Origin of the sequence: Sphingomonas sp., assembly GCF_031426035.1 — a bacterium.
GTDB lineage: Bacteria > Pseudomonadota > Alphaproteobacteria > Sphingomonadales > Sphingomonadaceae > Sphingomicrobium.
Genome location: NZ_JANPKO010000099.1, coordinates 1 through 14,886 on the forward strand (window position 1 = coordinate 1; position 14,886 = coordinate 14,886).

At 67.1% G+C, this 14,886-nt stretch carries 14 protein-coding genes and 1 pseudogene; 11 read left to right on the plus strand and 4 right to left on the minus strand.

Features of this window, described 5'->3' with window-relative positions; all coding sequences use genetic code 11:
• From RMP08_RS07265 to RMP08_RS07275, 3 genes and pseudogenes are all read right to left on the minus strand, one after another.
• Positions 1–644: pseudogene (locus RMP08_RS07265) on the minus strand (hypothetical protein); the annotation flags it as partial.
• Between the two features lie 107 nt (positions 645–751).
• Positions 752–1,444 carry a pirin family protein gene (locus tag RMP08_RS07270; RefSeq protein ID WP_310468328.1) on the minus strand — a complete coding sequence of 231 codons (693 nt, stop codon included), beginning with the start codon at positions 1,442–1,444 and terminating at the stop codon, positions 752–754.
• A 37-nt stretch (positions 1,445–1,481) separates the two neighbouring features.
• Positions 1,482–2,006 carry a gamma carbonic anhydrase family protein gene (locus RMP08_RS07275; protein WP_310468329.1) on the minus strand — a complete coding sequence of 175 codons (525 nt, stop codon included), beginning with the start codon at positions 2,004–2,006 and terminating at the stop codon, positions 1,482–1,484.
• Positions 2,007–2,229: 223 nt separating this feature from the next.
• On the opposite strand from RMP08_RS07275, the gene RMP08_RS07280 reads away from it, so the two are divergent.
• From RMP08_RS07280 to RMP08_RS07330, 11 genes are all read left to right on the plus strand, one after another.
• Complete coding sequence (locus tag RMP08_RS07280) at positions 2,230–3,216, plus strand: substrate-binding domain-containing protein (RefSeq protein WP_310468330.1); 987 nt, start codon at positions 2,230–2,232, stop codon at positions 3,214–3,216.
• Between the two features lie 92 nt (positions 3,217–3,308).
• On the plus strand, positions 3,309–4,904 hold the full coding sequence (locus RMP08_RS07285; RefSeq protein ID WP_310468331.1) for a porin: 1,596 nt from the start codon (positions 3,309–3,311) through the stop codon (positions 4,902–4,904).
• Between the two features lie 80 nt (positions 4,905–4,984).
• Positions 4,985–6,022: an ATP-binding protein gene (locus tag RMP08_RS07290; RefSeq protein WP_310468332.1), complete on the plus strand. Its 1,038-nt coding sequence runs from the start codon at positions 4,985–4,987 to the stop codon at positions 6,020–6,022.
• 79 nt (positions 6,023–6,101) lie between these two features.
• Positions 6,102–7,139: a substrate-binding domain-containing protein gene (locus tag RMP08_RS07295; RefSeq protein ID WP_310468333.1), complete on the plus strand. Its 1,038-nt coding sequence runs from the start codon at positions 6,102–6,104 to the stop codon at positions 7,137–7,139.
• 19 nt (positions 7,140–7,158) lie between these two features.
• Positions 7,159–8,538, plus strand: a complete 1,380-nt coding sequence (gene pstC / locus RMP08_RS07300) for a phosphate ABC transporter permease subunit PstC (protein WP_409049777.1) — start codon at positions 7,159–7,161, stop codon at positions 8,536–8,538.
• Complete coding sequence (gene pstA / locus RMP08_RS07305; RefSeq protein ID WP_310468334.1) at positions 8,531–9,784, plus strand: phosphate ABC transporter permease PstA; 1,254 nt, start codon at positions 8,531–8,533, stop codon at positions 9,782–9,784. The genes pstC and pstA overlap by 8 nt, the downstream gene beginning before the upstream one ends.
• A 233-nt stretch (positions 9,785–10,017) precedes the next feature.
• The gene (pstB, locus tag RMP08_RS07310) at positions 10,018–10,797 is read left to right on the plus strand and encodes a phosphate ABC transporter ATP-binding protein PstB (protein WP_310468341.1); all 780 of its coding nucleotides are present in this window, start codon (positions 10,018–10,020) and stop codon (positions 10,795–10,797) included.
• 14 nt (positions 10,798–10,811) lie between these two features.
• Complete coding sequence (phoU, locus tag RMP08_RS07315) at positions 10,812–11,516, plus strand: phosphate signaling complex protein PhoU (protein ID WP_310468335.1); 705 nt, start codon at positions 10,812–10,814, stop codon at positions 11,514–11,516.
• Positions 11,517–11,519: 3 nt separating this feature from the next.
• Positions 11,520–12,218, plus strand: coding sequence for a phosphate regulon transcriptional regulator PhoB (gene phoB, locus RMP08_RS07320; protein WP_310468336.1), 699 nt, complete (start codon positions 11,520–11,522; stop codon positions 12,216–12,218).
• 87 nt (positions 12,219–12,305) lie between these two features.
• Positions 12,306–12,488, plus strand: a complete 183-nt coding sequence (locus RMP08_RS07325; RefSeq protein WP_310468337.1) for a hypothetical protein — start codon at positions 12,306–12,308, stop codon at positions 12,486–12,488.
• A gap of 113 nt (positions 12,489–12,601) precedes the next feature.
• Positions 12,602–13,051, plus strand: coding sequence for a hypothetical protein (locus tag RMP08_RS07330; RefSeq protein WP_310468338.1), 450 nt, complete (start codon positions 12,602–12,604; stop codon positions 13,049–13,051).
• A 175-nt stretch (positions 13,052–13,226) separates the two neighbouring features.
• Here RMP08_RS07330 and RMP08_RS07335 read toward each other — a convergent pair whose 3' ends face one another.
• Positions 13,227–14,780 carry a type ISP restriction/modification enzyme gene (locus RMP08_RS07335; RefSeq protein ID WP_310468339.1) on the minus strand — a complete coding sequence of 518 codons (1,554 nt, stop codon included), beginning with the start codon at positions 14,778–14,780 and terminating at the stop codon, positions 13,227–13,229.
• Positions 14,781–14,886: the final 106 nt, after the last annotated feature.

Here is a 14,886-nt window from a genome sequence, read left to right on the forward strand (position 1 = left end):
GCCGCGGGCGCGGTGCGCTCGAGCGGGCGGGCCGGTGCGGGCTCGTCGTGCGGCCCGGCCGCGAGCGCGGGCCGCCAGCGCGGGCGCAGCGCGAAGTACAGCGCGGCGGCGGCGGCGGCGAGCGCGGCGAGCAGCCACGGCCACAGCGGGGGCCCCTCGTTGATGGTCATGCTCGCCGCCGGCGGGAGCACCGCCGGGTCGGCATTGGGCTGGGACACGAAGCGGCCGGACGGTTGCGCCGGGGTCGGGTCGCGGGTCAGCGCATCGGCCGGGGGCAGCGCGACACGGTCGCTGCCGTCGGTCGCGCGCGGCGCGGTGGCGGGCGCGGGTGCAGCGGAGGACGGCGCGGACGGCGGCGGCGATTGCGGCGCGGCGACCGCCGGCCGGTCGGCGGCGGTCGACGACGGCGGCTGGATGGTTGGAGCGGGGCGCTGCGGGGTGGCCACCGGGCGCTCGGTGACGGGGGCTGGGGTCGGCGACGGCCGCGTCACCGCGCCGTTCAGGTTGAAATCGCGCAGCTGGGGCGGGCCGATGGTCTCGGCGGCGTTATTGGTCGCCGGCGCGGTTTGCGCGGCGAGCGGCGCGGCGGCCAGCGCCAGCCACGCCCCAAACGCCGCAATGCCCAAGCCCAAGCCCGCCTTCATCGTCTCCCGCTCTTGTTCGAGGGTGCGCGCGGCCCGACCGCCACGCGCCGCGCGCTCATGGCCCGCATTTGCCGCCGCATCAAGCGCGGCTTGAAGCGCGGCGGCGGCTAGCGGGCGTCGACCAGCACCAGCTCGGCGTCATCCTCGGCGTGGATTTCGACCCGCTCCTCGCCGGTGATGGCGATGCCGTCGCGCGGGCCGGCGGCGGCGCCGTTGACCCGCACCCGCCCGCTCGGGACGAGGTAGAGGTGGCGCTCGGGCGCGGCGTCGATCGCGATCGTCTCGCCCGCCTTGACCGTCGCGCCGAGGATGCGCGCGTCGGCATTGATGGTCAGCGCGCCGTCATCGGCATGGCCGCTGGCGAGCAACTGGAACTGGCCGTCGCGGGCGTCCTTGGGGAACGGCTTGGCGCCCCACCCGGGGGCGATCCCTGGGCGGTCGGTCTCGATCCAGATCTGGAACAAGGTGGTGTCCTCGTCCTCGAGGTTGAACTCGGCGTGGGTGACCCCGCTGCCGGCGCTCATCACCTGGACGTCGCCGGCGCCGGTGCGGCCGTGATTGCCGAGCGAATCCTGGTGGGTGATCGCGCCGCTGCGAACATAAGTGACGATCTCCATGTCGCGGTGGGGATGCGGCGGGAAGCCCGACTTGGCGGCGATGGTGTCGTCGTTCCACACGCGGATCCGGCCCCAGCCCATGCGCGCGGGGTCGCGGTAATCAGCGAACGAGAAATGGTGGCGGGCGTTGAGCCAGCCGTGGTCGGCGTGGCCGAGCGAAGCGAAGGGGCGGATGTCGATCATGGAGCTGAAATGGCGCGTTTGGCGGGGCGTTCAAGTATCACGGATGTAACCGCAGATGCGCGGCGTAATGCGCGGCTTTCTCGGCGTAATGGGCGGCCGAGACGCGGATCGCCTGCTTCTCGGCGTCGGTCAGGTCGCGCTTCACGCTGGCCGGGGCGCCGACGATCAGCACTCCGCCGGCGAAGCTCTTGCCTTCGGTGATCAAGGCGCCGGCGCCGACCAGGCATTCGGGGCCGAGGGTGGCGCCGTTGAGGATGCGCGCGCCCATCCCGACCAGGCAATCGTCGGCGATGGTGCAGCCGTGGAGGATCGCCTGGTGGCCGACGGTGACGCGGGCGCCGATCGCGAGCGGCGCGCCGGGGTCGGAATGGCCGACCGCGCCGTCCTGGATATTGCTGTCGTCGCCGACCAGGATCGCGGTGTTGTCGGCGCGCAGCACGGCGCCGAACCACACGCTGGCGCGCATCCCGAGGCGGACGTCGCCGATCAGGTCGGCGGAGGGCGCGGCCCACGCGCCGGTAGCGAGCTGCGGTGTCAGGTCGTCGAGCGCGTACAGCGGCATGCAAGTTTCCTTCGGTTCCGGCGTACCAAATTGGACCGCCGGAAGCGACCACCGGCGTGGCTCTGGGGCAACGTCACGCAACCGTAACAGGACCGTCACAAGCGCGTAGCACTGCCCTTCTAAATGCCGAATCACGGGTTGGCGGTGGGCCGACCCCAAAGGGTATTTCCTCATGCGCTACAGCAAGTTCGCTTATACGGCCGCGCTCATGGCCGCGGTTTCCATGCCATCGATCGCCGAGGCCCGCAGCCAGATGCGCGCGGTCGGCTCGTCGACCGTCTATCCGTTCGCCAAGGCCGTCGCCGAGCGCGTCGCCCGCGCCAATCCGCGCCTGGGCACCCCGATCATCGAATCGACCGGCACCGGTGCCGGCATGAAATTGTTCTGCGCCGGGGTCGGCCAGCGCTTCCCCGACATCGTCAACGCCTCGCGCCGGATGAAGGCCAAGGAGGCCCAGGCGTGCGCGTCCAACGGCGTGACCAAGATCACCGAAATCCAGGTCGGCCTCGACGGCCTCGCCGCGGCCACCGCCAAGTCGAGCGGGATCAACGGGCTGACCCAGAAGGACATTTACCTGGCGATCGCCAAGACACCGTTCGGCAAGCCCAACAAGGCCAAGACCTGGCGCGACGTCAATGCCAAGCTGCCGGCGATTCCGATCCGCGTGTACGGCCCGCCGACCACCAGCGGCACCCGCGATTCGCTGAACGAGTTGATCATGACCCCGCCGTGCGAAGCCAATCCGAGCATGGCCGCGCTCAAGAAGTCGGACGAAGCGAAGTTCAAATCGGTGTGCACCGGAATCCGCACCGACGGCGCCTACATCGAGGCCGGCGAGAACGACAATCTCATCGTCCAGAAACTCGCCGCCAACCCCAACACCGTGGGCTTCTTCGGCTACAGCTTCCTCGAAGAGAATGGGAGCAAGGTGAAGGGCATCGCGATCAACGGCGTGCAACCGACCTACGCCAGCATCAGCAGCTTCAAATATCCCGGTGCGCGGCCGCTCTACATCTACGTCAAGAACGCGCACGTCGGGGCGATCCCGGCGGTCAAGGCGTTTGCCGCCGAGTTCACCAAGGAAAGCGCGTTCGGGCCGCAGGGCTATCTGCTCCGCGCCGGCCTGATCGCCGCGCCCAACGGCACCCGCGCGCGCAGCCAGGCTGCGGCCCGCACGCTGGCGCCGCTCAACCTGGCCAGCCTCAAGTAGGTCACGTCCACATCATCGTTTGGAATACGGCCGGCGCCTGATGGCGCCGGCCTGAGGCCCTTCACAACGAAGGGCTGGGGAAAGGGAAGACAATGCATCGCACGACACTGTTTACCGCGCTGATGGGCGGCACCGCGCTGGTGCTCGCGAGCCCGGCTTATGCGCAGGAGCTGCCCGAGGCGCAGCAGGACCAGGCCGCGCCCGACGCGTCCGACGCCACCGCCGACGCCGAGATCGCCGCGGCCGCGCCGGTCGACGACGCGCAGGCCAAGATCGAATTGCTCCAGGCCCAGGTCGAGGCGCTGCAAGAGGCGCTCGAGGGCGTCAAGGCGGCGATGGTCAAGTCGACTCCGTCATGGAAGGGCGGGCCATTGTTCGAGGACAAGGGCGAGGGCTGGTCGTTCAAGCCGCGCGGTCGCCTGCAGTGGGACGCCGGCTACGTCTCCAACCCGGACGACGCGATCAACACCCGCAACCTCGGCTTCAACACCCGCGCGCGGCGCATCCGGCTCGGCGTCGAAGGCACCATCCCGGGCGACTTCGGCTACAAGTTCGAGGCCGACTTCGCCAACTCCAGCGTGGGCTTCGGCGACGTCATCCTGACCTATGCGCCGAAGGACAAGATCTACAGCTTCACGATCGGCAACCACGAGACCTTCAACGGACTCGAGCAGATCACCAGCTCGCGCTTCATCAGCTTCCTCGAGCGCGCCGCGTTCAACGACGCGTTCACCAACACCCGCCGCATCGGCGTCTCGATGGGCCTGGCCAACAAAGCCAACACTTTGCGCTTCAACGCCGGCGTGTTCGCCGCCCACTCGATCGATTCGGGCTTCGACAACGAAGGCATGATCTTCGGCGCGCGCGGCGTCTACGCGCCGCTGATGGGCGCCAACCAATTGCACTTCGGCGCCAACTTCCAGCACCGCAACTTCCAGTCGAACAACGGCGCCACGGTGTCCAACTCGGTCGGCGCGCCGTCGACCAACCAGCTCGCCCGCTACCGCGCGCGGCCGTTCACCCAGACCACCGACCAGCGGTTTGTCGACACCGGTGCGTTCGCCGCCAACAGCGACAACATCATCGGGCTCGAGTTCGGCGGCATCTTCAAGTCGCTGCACGTCTCGGCCGAGGGCCAGTACACCACGGTCAGCTCGGACTATTCGGTCGGCGACGTGCTGACCGGGCTCGACCAGTTCGCGCTCAACTCGGCGGGCCTCCCGGCCTATGTCGTGCCGACCGGCAACCCGACCTTCTGGGGCGGCTATGTCGAGGCCGGCTACTTCCTCACCGGCGAAACCCGCGGCTACAAGAACGGCACGTGGGACCGCACCAAGGTCTTGAAACCGTTCAGCAAGGGCGGCTGGGGCGCGTGGCAGGTGATCGGCCGCGCCGATTATCTCGACCTCGACAGCAACAAGCTGAAGAATGCGCGCACCAACAATTTCGAAACCGGCACGTCGAGCCTGTCGAGCTCGCGGCTCGGGCGCGGCGGCAAGCAGCTCGGCCTGCTCGCCGGGCTGACCTGGATCCCCGAGGATTACATGCGCGTGCTGTTCAACTACTCGCACGCGCAGATCACCGGCGGGCCCCAGGCGGCAACCGTCAAGCCCGACTCGGACAAGCCGGTCGACGAGCGCAAATACGGTGTCCATGTGTTCACCACGCGCTTCCAGATCGACTTCTAAATTGCGCCACGATGGCCGCCCCGGACCTCGCGCCGGGGCGGCCACTCGCGCCGCCCGCCGGATAGTCTAAGATGCTGGCGATGGCCTCCCTTTCCCCCGGCACCCGCGCGCTCATAGAAGCGCTCGACGAGCCCGCGATGCTGATCGAGGCCGGCCGCGTGCGGCTCGCCAACCTGGCCGCCCAGCGCCTGCTCGGGATCGGCATCGAGGGCAGCGACGTGCGGCTCGCCATCCGCCACCCGCGCGCGCTCGAGCGGCTGCTGCCCGGCACCCCCGGCGACATCGAAATCACCGGCATCGGCCAGTTCGACCGGCCGTGGACCCTCTCCGTCCGCGCGCTCGGCGGCGGCGCCTTGCTGGTGCGGCTGATCGACCGCTCGGCGACCATCGCGGCGGAGCGCATGCGGGTCGACTTCGTCGCCAACGCCAGCCACGAATTGCGCACGCCGCTATCGACCATCCTCGGCTTTTCCGAAACGCTCGCCGACGAAGTCGAGCTCGAGGCGCCGCAGCGAACCCGGTTCGGCGAGATCATTCGCGGCGAGGCCAAGCGCATGCTGCGCATCATCGAGGATCTGATGAGCCTGTCGCGGATCGAGGCCGGCCGCTTCATCGCGCCGACCGAGCCGGTCGACATCCCGTCGCTGGTCGAAATGGCCGCGGCCAACGCCCGCACCATCGCCGGCGCGCGCGAGTGCGACATCGAGACCGTGCTGCAGGAGGATTTGCCGCCGGTCGTCGGCGACCACGGCCAGCTGCTGCAATTGCTCGACAATCTGCTGACCAACGCGATCCGCTACGGCTGCCGCGACGGGCGCTGCCAGGTGACCATCTCGGCCGCGGCGGAAGACGGCGCGGTGCGCCTCGCGGTGCGCGATTACGGGCCGGGCATCCCGCGCGACCATTTGCCGCGCGTCACCGAGCGCTTCTACCGCGTCGACGCCGCGCGCAGCCGCGACAGCGGCGGCACCGGATTGGGGCTGGCGATCGTCAAGCATATCGTCGAGCGCCACCGCGGCAATCTGACCATCAACAGCAGCGAAGGCGACGGCACCGAAGTGCTGGTGCGGTTGCCCGCCGCTACGCAGCAGCCGCTCCACGCTGTCACGAAACTGTAACAAAACTGTCTCAGGGGAGTCTGCGCCGCCAGCTAAGGCCGATCCCGATCCCCCTGCTTTTGCTCGACGAGGAGTGGCAATGACCAAGTTCGGCTTTTTGATCCCCGCGGTTGCGCTGCTTTCCGCGTGCGGCGGCGGCGGCTCCGGCGGCTCCAACGCGGCGGCCCAGATGCGCGTCGTCGGCTCGTCGACGGTGTACCCGTTCACCACCGCGGTGGCGGAGGAATTCCAGCGCGCCAACCCGGGCAACCCGGTGATCGTCGAGTCGACCGGCACCGGCGCCGGGATCAAATTGTTCTGCAGCGGCGTCGGCGGCGAATTCCCCGACATGGTCAACGCCTCGCGCCCGATGAAAAAGAGCGAATATGACGATTGCGCCAAGGCCGGCGCCAAGGAGATCATCGAAGTGCCGGTCGGGATCGACGGGCTGACCCTGATCCAGGCCGCCGGCCAGCCCGCGCTCAACCTGACCGTCAAGGACGTCTACGCGGCGATCGCGGCGACGCCGTTCGGCAAGCCCAACACCGCGACCACGTGGAAGGACGTCAATCCGGCGCTGCCGGCGGTCAAGATCCGCGTGCTCGGCCCGCCGCCGACCTCAGGCACCCGCGACAGCCTGGCCGAGCTGATCCTCGAGAAGGGCTGCGACAGCGACCCGGCGATGAAGGCGCTCAAGGACAGCGACAAGGACAAGCACAAGGAAATCTGCACCAAGGTGCGCGAGGACGGCGCCTACGTCGAGGCCGGCGAGAACGACAATCTGTTGGTCCAGAAGGTCGCCGGCGACCCCGGCACCCTGGGCGTGCTCGGCTACAGCTTCCTCGAGGAAAATGCCGACAAGGTGCGCCCGGTGGCGCTCGCCGGGGTTGTCCCCAACGCCGACACCATCGCCAATCTGAGCTACCCCGGGGCGCGCAAGCTGTTCGTCTACGTCAAGGGCGAGCACATCAAGGCCAAGCCCAAAATCCGCGACTTCATCGCGGCCTATGCCAAGGCGTGGGGCAAGGGCGGGCCGCTCGAGCGCCGCGGGCTGGTCCCGCTCGCCGCCGCCGACGCGGCCGCGGCGACGGCGCAGGCGGAGTCGCTGACTCCGCTCGACGCCGGCAAGCTCAAGTAAGCGAACGGCGGCGAGGGCGATGAGCCTGACCATTGCCCTCGCCGCCGTCATCCTCGTCGCCGCGGCGGCGGGGTGGCTGGCCTACACCCGCGCGAGCCGGATGCGCAGCGCGGGCCGGCTTCACTCGCTGCCGAGCTACCACGCCGCCAATGTCGCGATCTGGGCCGCGGTCCCCGCCCTGCTGCTGATCGCGCTGTGGACCCCGGTCCAGTCGAGCTTTGTCGACCAGGCGGTGCTGGCGACCCCCGAGGGCCGCACGCTGCCGAGCTTCGACATGCAGCGCGACTCGATCCTGTCCGAGGCGCGCGAGATCGCCAAGGGTGAGCGCGATTCCGGCTTCAACCCCGAATCGGCGGGCCTCGCGCCGCGCTTCGCCGAGGCGCAGAGCCGCTTCGCGACGATCGGCGGCGGGGTCGCGATCCTGCTCGCGCTGGGCGCCGCCGCGTGGGCGTTGCGCCGCAGCGCGCCGCAATTCCGCGCCCGCACCGGGGTCGAGCGATGGCTGATGGGGCTGCTGTTCGCGGCCTCGCTGATCGCGATCCTGACCACGCTCGGGATCCTGCTGTCGCTGATGTTCGAGAGCCTGCGCTTCTTCAAGATGGTGCCGGTCAGCGAATTCCTGTTCGGCACCCAGTGGAGCCCGCAGACCGCGATGCGCGCCGACCAGGCGGGATCGTCGGGCGCGTTCGGATCGGTGCCGCTGTTCTGGGGCACCGCGTTCATCGGCGCGATCATCGCGATGATCGTCGCCATCCCGCTCGGCCTGATGAGCGCGATCTATTTAACGCAATATGCCCACTCGACGGTGCGCGCGTGGCTCAAGCCGGTGCTCGAGATTCTCGCCGGGGTTCCGACCGTGGTGTACGGCTATTTCGCGGCGCTGACGGTGGCCCCGGTGGTGCGCGATTTCGGCCTGTCGATCGGGATCAGTTCGGCGAGCAGCGAAAGCGCGCTCGCCGCGGGGCTGGTGATGGGGATCATGATCATCCCGTTCATCAGCTCGATGGCCGACGATTCGATCGCCGCGGTGCCGCAGGCGATGCGCGACGGCAGCCTGGCGATGGGCGCGACCAAGTCCGAGACGATCCGCAAGGTGGTGCTGCCCGCGGCCCTGCCGGGGGTGGTCGGCGGGGTGCTGCTCGCGGTCAGCCGCGCGATCGGCGAGACGATGATTGTGGTGATGGCCGCGGGCCTCGCCGCCAACATGACCGCCAACCCGTTCGCCAGCGTCACCACGGTGACCACCCAGATCGTGCAATTGCTGACCGGCGACCAGGAATTCGACAGCGCCAAGACCCTCGCCGCCTTCGCGCTCGGGCTGGCGCTGTTCCTGATCACCCTGGTGCTCAACCTGATCGCGCTGACCGTCGTCCGGCGCTACCGCGAGGCGTATGAGTAGTTCCGACCAGTCGCGCTGGACCGACGCCGCGATGCAGGGCCGGCTGCGCAAGCGCTATTCGGCCGAGCGGCGCTTCCGCTTCTTCGGGCTTGCCGCGGTCAGCCTGTCGGCGCTGTTCCTGGCGTTCCTGCTGGTGACCATGATGGCCAAGGGTTTCGGCGGGTTCGTCCACTACGAAGCCCGGCTGCCGATCGACTTCGCGCGCTCCGACCTGATGCTCGACCCCGCCGCGCTCAAGGGCCCCGACGGCAGCAATGTCGTCGCCGGCGCCGATGTCGAGGGCGTGCTCGTGGCCAGCGCGACGGCGGTCTACGGCGATGCCGCCGCCGAGCTGTTCGGCGCCGGCGCGGTGCGTTCGGCCGGGCGGCAATTGCTCGCCGACCCCGATTTGCTGACGCGCAGCACGACGATGTGGCTGCCGGTCGGCAGCAAGATCGACGTCGCGGCCAAGCACGACAGCGATGCGGCGAGCGAGAAACTGGTCGCCGTGCTCGAGTCCAAGGACGCGCTGCGGATGCGGCCGAACACCGACTTCATGACCGAATCCGACGCCACCGACCCGTCCGCGGTGGGGGTGTGGGGCGCGCTCAAGGGCAGCTTCCTGACGATCGTCGTGACGATGCTGCTGGCGTTCCCGATCGGGGTGCTGTCGGCGGTCTATCTCGAGGAGTTCGCGCGCCGCAACCGCTGGACCGACGCGATCGAGGTGTCGATCAACAATCTCGCCGCGGTGCCCTCGATCATCTTCGGGCTGCTCGGGCTCGCGGTGTTCTTGAACTTCCTCCATTTGCCGCGCTCGGCGCCGCTGGTCGGCGGGCTGACGCTGGCGCTGATGACGATGCCGGTGATCGTGATCGCCAGCCGCAACGCGATCAAGTCGGTGCCGCCGTCGATCCGCGACGCCGCGCTGGGAGTTGGCGCGTCGAAGATGCAGGTGGTGTTCCACCATGTCCTGCCGCTCGCGCTGCCCGGCATCCTGACCGGGACCATCATCGGCATGGCACGCGCGCTGGGCGAGACCGCGCCGCTGCTGATGATCGGCATGCGCGCGTTCATCGCCGCCCCGCCGCAGGGCCTGACCGACCCGTCGAGCGTGCTCCCGGTGCAGATCTTCTTGTGGTCCGACGAAGTCGACCGCGCGTTCGTCGAGAAGACCAGCGCGGCGATCATCGTGCTGCTGCTGTTCATGCTCGTCATGAACGGCCTCGCCATCTACCTTCGCAACCGCTTCGAGCGCCGCTGGTGACCATCATGAAAGAAAAAATGCCCTTGAGCTCCACGACGCCGGTGCCGGCGCCGTCCGCGGCGATTGCCGCCCACGCCAACCGCGAGGGCCCGGCGAGCACGGACGACACCGCGCTGCCCGGCGGCCACCGCAGCGACGAGCGCGAACCCGCCGGCGGGTCGCTGTCCGAAGCGGCCGCGCCGGCCGCGGCGCCGCGGGTCACCGTTCAGGGGCCGACCCCGCCGGTCGACACCATGGCCGAGCCCGACCCGACCCGCACGCCCAAGATGCGCGCCGACAAGGTCAGCGTGTTCTATGACGGCAAGCAGGCGCTCAAGGACGTCTCGATCAACATCCACGACGACCGCGTGACCGCGTTCATCGGCCCCTCGGGGTGCGGCAAGTCGACCTTCCTGCGCTGCCTCAACCGGATGAACGACACGATCCCGTCGGCCAAGGTGACCGGCGACATCGAGCTCGACGGCCAGAACATCAATTCCGACGCGGTCGACGTGGTCCAGCTCAGGGCGCGGGTCGGGATGGTGTTCCAGAAGCCCAACCCGTTCCCCAAATCGATCTACGACAATGTCGCGTACGGCCCGCGCATCCACGGCCTCGCCAATACCAAGGCCGACATCGACGCGATCGTCGAGAAGTCGTTGCGCCGCGCCGGGCTGTGGGAAGAAGCCAAGGACCGGCTGCAGGAGAGCGGCACCGCTTTGTCGGGCGGGCAGCAGCAGCGGCTGTGCATCGCGCGCGCCATCGCGGTCGACCCCGAGGTCATTTTGATGGACGAGCCGTGCTCGGCTTTGGACCCGATCGCCACCGCCAAGATCGAGGAATTGATCCACGAATTGCGCGGGCGCTATGCGATCGCCATCGTCACCCACAACATGCAGCAGGCGGCTCGGGTCAGCCAGCGCACCGCCTTCTTCCACCTCGGCGAGCTGGTCGAATATGGCAAGACCAGCGAGATCTTCACCAACCCGCGCGAGGTGCGCACCCAGGACTATATCACCGGCCGCTACGGCTGATCGGAGCTCAGGACATGCAACAGCCGACCGGCAGCGGACATACACTCAAAGCGTTCGACCAGGACATCGACCGCCTGCGCGCATTGATCAGCCAGATGGGCGGGCTCGCCGAGCACGCCATCGGCGAGGCCATGCGCTGCCTCGTCCAGCGCGACACCGAGGGCGCCCAGCGGGTGGTCGAGAACGACAAGAAGCTCGACGCGCTGGAAATCGAGACCGAGCGCCGCGCGGTGCAATTGATCGCACTGCGCGCACCGATGGCGGGCGACCTGCGCGATGTCGTCGCCGCGCTCAAGATCTCGGGCGTGGTCGAGCGCATCGGCGATTATGCCAAGAACATCGCCAAGCGCGTGCCGCTGCTCGAGAGCGCGAGCAAGATCGAGCCGATGTCGCTGCTGCCCGAAATGGCGCGGATGGCGACCGGCATGGTCCACGACGTGCTCGACGCGTTCGTCGAGCGCGACGCCGGAATGGCGGTGCAGGTGTGCGAACGCGACAATGCGGTCGACGATTTCTACGATTCGATCTTCCGCACCTTGCTCACCCACATGATGGAGAACACCCACAACATCGGCCAGTGCGCGCATCTGCTGTTCGTCGCCAAGAACATCGAGCGGGTCGGCGATCACGCCACCAACATCGCCGAGATGGTCTATTATGCCGCGACCGGGCAGCACATGGCGGACACCGTGCGCACCACCGGCGCGACGCGGGCCTGACGGATGGGCGACAAAAGATTGCTGGTGGTCGAGGACGATCGCGCGATCGCCGAGCTGGTCAGCTACCATTTCGGCAAAGAAGGCTTCGCCGTCACCGTCACCCCGTCGGGCGACGAGGCGCTGCTGTTGGTGTCCGAGCAGCGGCCCGACCTGGTCATCCTCGACTGGATGATCGAGGGCATCAGCGGGATCGAGGTGTGCCGCCGGCTGCGCCGCAACCCGGGCACGATCAGCCTGCCGATCCTGATGCTGACCGCGCGCGGCGAGGAGGACGACCGCGTGCGCGGGCTCGAGACCGGCGCCGACGATTTCGTGACCAAGCCGTTCAGCCCCAAGGAGCTGCTCGCGCGCGCCAACGCGCTGCTGCGCCGCGCGCAGCCGACGCTGGTGGCGGACAAGCTCAGCTATGCCGGGTTGGAGATGGATGTCGGCGCCCACCGCGTGCGCCGCAACGGGCGCGCTATCGCGCTCGGGCCGACCGAATACCGGCTGCTGCGGCACTTCCTCAAGAACCCCGCGAAAGTGTTCTCGCGCCAGCAATTGCTCGACACGGTGTGGCCGCACAACGAGGACATCGAGCTGCGCACGGTCGACGTCCACATCCGCCGCCTGCGGCTGGCATTGAGCGCGGCGGGCGAGCCCGACCTGATCCGCACCGTGCGCTCGGAAGGCTATTCGCTGGATTCCGACTCGGCCGAATAAGCGGCCTCAGGCGACGCAGGCGTAACGGTCGGCACCGCGACCGCGATTCTTCGTTGTTCGGTCTCGGACTGGCTCGGAGATGAAAGCGTGGCGGACAGCAAGATCGTGGCGGTGGGGCTGTTGACGCAGCCCGAGCTCGACCTGCTCGGGCACAGCTTCACGCGGCTGTGGCCGGTCGACAAGGCGCCCCATTTCGAGGACCTGATCGAGGCCATCGACCGCGCCGACCGGGAATTATCGGCCGATAACGAAAACACTTCCGGCGGTTGACCGGCCAGGCGCTCCCCCCGCGTTCCGGAACCGCCCGGCGCGCCCGGGGGTTTTCATGATCGCCCTCCATCGAGAGCGGGCGAACGAGGGCTCCGAAGTAAGGAGACTTCATCATGCGTATCAACCAACTGACTTTCCTGCTGGCGTCGGCCGCGCTGGTCGCCGGCTGCAACACGGTCCGCGGCGTCGGCAGCGACCTGACCTCGGTCGCCGAGGCGTTCGACCCCAACAAGACCTATGCCCCGTGCGGCTCGGGCGCGATCGACAGCAACGGCGACGGGCGCATTTCGAACGCCGAGTGGAACAGCTACCGGAGCGCCGGCTATACCAGCTGGGACGCCAACGGCGACGGCCGCATCAGCAGCGCCGAATATGCCAATTGCTGGTACGGCGGCGGCTTCTACACGACCTACAACCGGGCCGCGTGGGAGCCGAGCTATCGCGCGTTCGACGCCAATGGCGACGGCTGGCTTAGCGCCGACGAATATTGGGGCACCACCGCCTGGTCGCAGTACGACCGCAACAGCGACGGCGTGATCGACAGCAGCGAATGGCCGTGGTGAGCTGACGCGGGCATGAAGCGCACGGGGAGCCGCCGGCTCCCCGCGCGCGATCGATGAGCAAGAAAAGTGGTGCCGGGAGAGGACTCGAATGACGTGGCTAGATGTTTGGTTTTAAAGGGTTTTTGAAACCACCTTTTGAACTAGGCCCCCAAAAGGGCCCCCAACGTAACGGGACTTAATCCAGCCGAAGTTCGATTTCCTTCATGATGCGATCGGTCTCTGCGAGGATTTTGACGACCTTCTCGTAGTCGCCGATGTCGTCCCAAGACAGCGACCGACCACGCCGGTCCTTGAGCCATTTTTGCGCGGGCTGGTAGCCGCCGATGTGGAAGTCCCAGGCGATTGGCGGGACGGCGTCAAAATATTGGTTTGGGTTGATGTGGACCCTGCCGTCGGCGAATTTAGGATAGCCGCTGGCCACCACGTCGTCGCCCTCACCATGATAGGGAAAAGGCGTGTCGCCGATGGCGGGGGGTTCCATCAGGTGGAGGCGGCGGAGCTGCTCGCCCTTTTCGCTGACGTGGGCGAAGACCTCGGGCGAGGCGGGATAGGGAACGCGCGGGAAGCCAATTTTGAGAAACGCCGAGAATTTCTCGCGATAAGCGGGCGAGTGGAGCACCCCGTAGATATAGTCGAAGACCTTCACCTCGCTCGGGCGCGCCTCGCCGGTGGCGGCGCGGAAGTCGTCGTCAGGACCGGCTTGGTCTGCGATGTCGATGCCGGCTGCGGTACAAATGGCAGTGTAGAGCTTGGTGTCGAGGTTGAGCGTGCGCCTGTCCGCTTCGAACGCGTCGCGTTGTTCCAACTCATTATCGGGATACAGATACAGAGGCGCGAAGGAGTTTACTTCCTTAATGCTTAGGCTGTGGAGCGTAATGGGCCCGGTCGTGACCAACACGTCGGCGAAGGGGCGGCCACCTTCGATCTTGCGCGTGTAACAGATGGATAAATTTTGATGTCCGACCAGATTCCGTGAAATTTTCGATGCCGGAAAGAAGTGAAAACCGCCCTGAACGCCGGTGTAAATCGTCCAGCGGCGGTCGAGCGGTCGATAGTCAAGTTCGATTATATCATCAGGCGTGGCATTGTTTTTCAAGTCGTCGATTGCTGCGGCGAGCGACCAACTCTGCGTATCGTTCCCCACGGCGTACTTTTCTCTCGCAGCCTCGACATCCATCCTTAGCGTATCGCTAGCCCGGTCCCACAAAACAGCCCGATCCATATCAACGCTGAACGTGTCCCGCGCACTCAGCAGGCCTGTCCCAGATAGCGGAAACAGGTGTGTCAGGCTAAAACCTGCCGCATAGCCAGCCTCTTGGGCATAATCCATCGGCACCAACGCATATTGCGGAGCCTTTTCAGGCAGTTCGGTGGTCGCGAGATCTGCCGGCAGCGACTTGGCAAGCACCTCACCTTTTGCAGCACGTCCCCCCCAAATATCGCCGTGCATTACCTTGCCGAGAGGGCGGACTTTTTTGTTAGAGCGCTTCCGTGTGGCGATGATTATCGCAACGCCGGGCAAAATGTCGAAAACGTTCTTATCAGAAACCCCTGACGGAGCGATTTCACTTTTCTTGGTGCTTCCGTGCAGATCGATAATCCAAATCTTGTCAAAGTTCGTGAGCAGATGCCAACGCATCCCTCGGAAAGTCGGATTATCCAGATAGCCGTGATTGGTGATGAAGCCGAGGACCCCTTCGCCATTTTCCGAGATCATGTTTTCGGCCAAGCGAATAAACTTGACGTAATCATCGTTGAGGCCAGCGGGTTTGACTTTCTTGCAGCTTGTCCTTTCCGCCGGGTTCTGTTTTATAGGCTGCCATTAGCTCTTTAAT

Excerpts from the sequence above, each read along its gene's own strand:
- RMP08_RS07270 (WP_310468328.1), bottom strand. The coding sequence starts at position 1,444 with ATGATCGACATCCGCCCCTTCGCTTCGCTCGGCCACGCCGACCACGGC.
- RMP08_RS07275 (WP_310468329.1), bottom strand. The coding sequence starts at position 2,006 with ATGCCGCTGTACGCGCTCGACGACCTGACACCGCAGCTCGCTACCGGC.
- RMP08_RS07280 (WP_310468330.1), top strand. The coding sequence starts at position 2,230 with ATGCCATCGATCGCCGAGGCCCGCAGCCAGATGCGCGCGGTCGGCTCG.
- RMP08_RS07285 (WP_310468331.1), top strand. The coding sequence starts at position 3,309 with ATGCATCGCACGACACTGTTTACCGCGCTGATGGGCGGCACCGCGCTG.
- RMP08_RS07290 (WP_310468332.1), top strand. The coding sequence starts at position 4,985 with ATGGCCTCCCTTTCCCCCGGCACCCGCGCGCTCATAGAAGCGCTCGAC.
- RMP08_RS07295 (WP_310468333.1), top strand. The coding sequence starts at position 6,102 with ATGACCAAGTTCGGCTTTTTGATCCCCGCGGTTGCGCTGCTTTCCGCG.
- pstC (WP_409049777.1), top strand. The coding sequence starts at position 7,159 with ATGAGCCTGACCATTGCCCTCGCCGCCGTCATCCTCGTCGCCGCGGCG.
- pstA (WP_310468334.1), top strand. The coding sequence starts at position 8,531 with ATGAGTAGTTCCGACCAGTCGCGCTGGACCGACGCCGCGATGCAGGGC.
- pstB (WP_310468341.1), top strand. The coding sequence starts at position 10,018 with ATGGCCGAGCCCGACCCGACCCGCACGCCCAAGATGCGCGCCGACAAG.
- phoU (WP_310468335.1), top strand. The coding sequence starts at position 10,812 with ATGCAACAGCCGACCGGCAGCGGACATACACTCAAAGCGTTCGACCAG.
- phoB (WP_310468336.1), top strand. The coding sequence starts at position 11,520 with ATGGGCGACAAAAGATTGCTGGTGGTCGAGGACGATCGCGCGATCGCC.
- RMP08_RS07330 (WP_310468338.1), top strand. The coding sequence starts at position 12,602 with ATGCGTATCAACCAACTGACTTTCCTGCTGGCGTCGGCCGCGCTGGTC.